Below are 3,403 nucleotides of genomic sequence, written 5' to 3' on the forward strand. Positions count from 1 at the left end.
AGCTCCCACATTAGAGGTGTGTCGCGCCCAAATTTGGATGCATTCCGTGTGAGGTGCAATGCCTCCTCTGTGGGAGCCGGGCTTGCCCGCGATGCTGACGACTCGGTCTCCCGTAAGCGGATGGCGAACACACCTTCAAAATCCCCAGATTAGGGGCGATGGTGTCCACCTAAAAATACGTGGACACCATTGTCCTTAATTCAAGGAACACCATGCGCCAGCGCACCTCTTATCCCAAACCCTTTAAGAACCAAGTTGTCCAGGAATGCCTCAACCCTGACGTGTCCATCGCCAGCGTGGCCCTGCGGCACGGCATCAACGCCAATCTGGTTCGCAAGTGGATTCCTATCTATCGTGACCGGCAGGCTTCTGCCTTGCCCGCATTTGTACCGTTGAAGCTTGAGACCGCTGTGGCGACGCCTGCTCGGCACGATGTAGCCCGCATCGATATTTCTTGCGCACAGCGAACAGTCACTGTGAACTGGCCGATCTGCGACCCGGACGGCTGTGCCCGCTTTATCAACAGCCTCTTCCAATGATCCGCATCGACGCCATCTGGCTCGCCACTGAACCTATGGACATGCGTGCTGGCACTGATACGGCGTTGGCTCGTGTGGTCGCGGTGTTCGGAGCTGCGAAGCCGCACTGCGCTTATCTGTTTGCCAATCGCCGCGCCAATCGAATGAAAGTGCTCGTACATGACGGCGTGGGGATCTGGCTGGCAGCGCGCCGCCTGAACCAAGGCAAGTTCCGTTGGCCTGGCACGCATCGAGGCCACGAAGTTGAACTCGACGCCGAACAACTTCAAGCGCTAGTGCTGGGCCTGCCCTGGCAGCGGGTTGGCGCTAACGGCGTAATTACGTTGCTCTGAATTGGGTCTTCCAGCTGCGTCGGGTGGGCTGCTTTGGTAAAATCCACGGCATGACTTCCTTGCCCGATCTCGACCAAATGCCCCCCGATCAACTGCGTGCACTCGCAACGCAGTTGCTGTCGAAGGTCGATACCATGGGCCGAGAGAGCCGCCGCGACAAGACCGTCATCGAGCAGCTCTCTCACGAGATCGCCGTCCTCAAACGCCACAAGTTTGTCAAGCGCAGTGAGCAGATCAGCCCGGCGCAAGGCAGCTTGCTGGATGACTTGCTTAACACCGACCTCGAAGCCATCGACGCCGAGTTGAAAGCACTTCGTCCCGCCCCGGCACCGGACGAAGCACGCCAACAACCCAAGCGCACGCCGTTACCAACGCAGTTTCCACGTACCGTCATTCATCACGAGCCGGAGAACACCGAGTGTGCCTGCGGCTGCCAGTTGCAACGCATCGGCGAAGATGTCAGCGAGAAATTGGATTACACCCCTGGCGTGTTTACGGTTGAGCAACATGTGCGTGGAAAGTGGGCCTGCCGTCTGTGCGAAACACTGATCCAGGCCCCGGTGCCGGCCCAAGTAATCGACAAGGGCATCCCGACCGCAGGCCTGTTGGCCCATGTGATGGTGGCGAAGTTTGCAGACCATTTGCCGCTGTACCGGCAGGAAAAGATCTTCGGCCGTGCCGGTCTGGCGATTCCGCGTTCGACGCTAGCTCAGTGGGTCGGCCAAACTGGCGTACAAATGCAGCCGTTGGTAGATGCACTGCGCGAAGCCGTGCTGGCACAGCAAGTCGTCCATGCCGATGAAACACCGGTGCAGATGTTGGCACCGGGCGAAAAGAAAACACATCGAGCGTACGTCTGGGCCTACTGCACGACACCATTCTCGGCACTTAGATCGGTGGTCTACGACTTCAGTCCCAGCCGTGCAGGCGAACATGCGCGCAACTTCCTGGGCACCTGGAACGGCAAGCTGGTGTGCGATGACTTCGCAGGCTACAAGGCCGGCTTCGAGCAAGGCATCACCGAAATCGGTTGCATGGCCCATGCCCGGCGCAAGTTTTTCGACCTGCATGTGGCGAACAAAAGCCAGTTGGCAGAGCAAGCGCTGCACTCCATCAGCGGCCTGTACGAAGTCGAACGGCAGGCCAAAGAAATGAGCGATGAAGACCGCAGGCAATTACGTCAGAAAATAGCGGTGCCCATCGCTGAAAAACTGTATGAGTGGATGCTGGCTCAGCGCGCGCTTGTGCCCGAGGGATCGGCCACGGCCAAAGCACTAGATTACAGCTTGAAACGCTGGGTAGCGCTGACGCGCTACCTGGATGATGGTGCCGTGCCCATCGACAACAATGCCGTGGAGAACCAGATCAGGCCGTGGGCGCTTGGTAGGTCGAACTGGCTCTTCGCTGGATCGCTGCGCAGTGGTAAACGGGCGGCGGCGATCATGAGTTTGATCCAGTCAGCGCGCATCAACGGGCATGATCCGTATGTTTATCTCAAGGATGTACTGACGCGGCTGCCGACGCAGCGGGCCAGCGAGATCGAGCAACTGCTTCCGCATAAGTGGCAACTGGTTTAATCAAGCAAGACATTATGCCCGGCGCACACCCAAGAGCGCACAGTTCGACAAAGGAAAGCTATGAAAAATCTCATCTTCGACCTAGACGGCACTCTTGTTGATTCCGCACCAGGTATTGTCGTCAGTCTGACTCACGCCGTTCGGGCTCTAGGTCATGACTTCACGCCCTATGCCGGAATCACGCACCTTTTGGGGCCGCCGATGACTCAGGTAATGGCGCAATTGCTAGAGCCTTATGGAGATGACCGGGTCGATGAGGGCGTCGAGTTGTACCGGACACATTATGGGCAGGACGGTATCTCTGGATCAGTGGCTTACACGGGAATTAGACAAGTTATTGATTCGCTGGCTACACAAGGATATGCGTTGTACGTTGCTACCTCTAAACGTCAGGGGTTTGCCGAGCGCATTCTGAGCGATACAGGGCTGCGAGAGTATTTCCAAAGCGTTTTCGGTACTTCGCCGGACGGTAAACTGGACGACAAATCCCACTTGCTGGATACAATGCTGGCGAAAGAAGCGATCCTTCCTAAATCCGCCTGGATGATCGGTGACAAACGCGATGATATTATCGCCGCCCATCAAAACGGGTTACTTGCCATTGGCGTCCTCTGGGGCTACGGCACCCGCAATGAGCTGATCGAGTGCGGTGCCGACAAGCTAGTCGAGCAGCCGACCCATTTGCTGGATGCAATCCTAAAAGACTGAGGTGCAAGACCTATGAGCCAGCCGCTCCCCAGTTCTTGACTTGCCAGCCCCAGCCAATTAATTGACCAGTCCGGAAAACTGAAGTGGACACCATTGTCTTGATGTTTGGACAGTAAAGGCGACTTCACCGGACGCTTACGGTCTCCCTGGCACACCGCGGTGATCCCATCGCAGCCTCGCCAAGGCTCGACAGCTCCCACATTAGAGGTGTGTCGCGCCCAAATTTGGAATGCATTCCCTGTGAGGG

General features: G+C 57.2%; 4 protein-coding genes. All 4 read left to right on the plus strand.

Going from position 1 to position 3,403, the window contains the following annotated elements:
• Window positions 1-212 precede the first annotated feature (212 nt).
• Genes tnpA through HX875_RS21340 form a run of 4 tightly spaced genes read left to right on the plus strand, consistent with a single transcriptional unit; the run spans window position 213 to window position 3,156 of the window.
• Window positions 213-539: an IS66-like element accessory protein TnpA gene (gene tnpA, locus HX875_RS21325; protein WP_177045426.1), complete on the plus strand. Its 327-nt coding sequence runs from the start codon at window positions 213-215 to the stop codon at window positions 537-539.
• Window positions 536-871: an IS66 family insertion sequence element accessory protein TnpB gene (gene tnpB, locus HX875_RS32855; RefSeq protein ID WP_177045428.1), complete on the plus strand. Its 336-nt coding sequence runs from the start codon at window positions 536-538 to the stop codon at window positions 869-871. Before tnpA ends, tnpB begins: the two co-directional genes overlap by 4 nt.
• A gap of 50 nt (window positions 872-921) precedes the next feature.
• Window positions 922-2,448 (plus strand): IS66 family transposase, encoded by a 1,527-nt coding sequence (gene tnpC, locus HX875_RS21335; protein ID WP_177045430.1) that lies wholly within the window; start codon window positions 922-924, stop codon window positions 2,446-2,448.
• A 60-nt stretch (window positions 2,449-2,508) separates the two neighbouring features.
• Window positions 2,509-3,156, plus strand: coding sequence for an HAD hydrolase-like protein (locus tag HX875_RS21340; RefSeq protein WP_177045432.1), 648 nt, complete (start codon window positions 2,509-2,511; stop codon window positions 3,154-3,156).
• Window positions 3,157-3,403: the final 247 nt, after the last annotated feature.

Origin of the sequence: Pseudomonas yamanorum, assembly GCF_013386765.1 — a bacterium.
Lineage (GTDB): Bacteria > Pseudomonadota > Gammaproteobacteria > Pseudomonadales > Pseudomonadaceae > Aquipseudomonas > Aquipseudomonas yamanorum_A.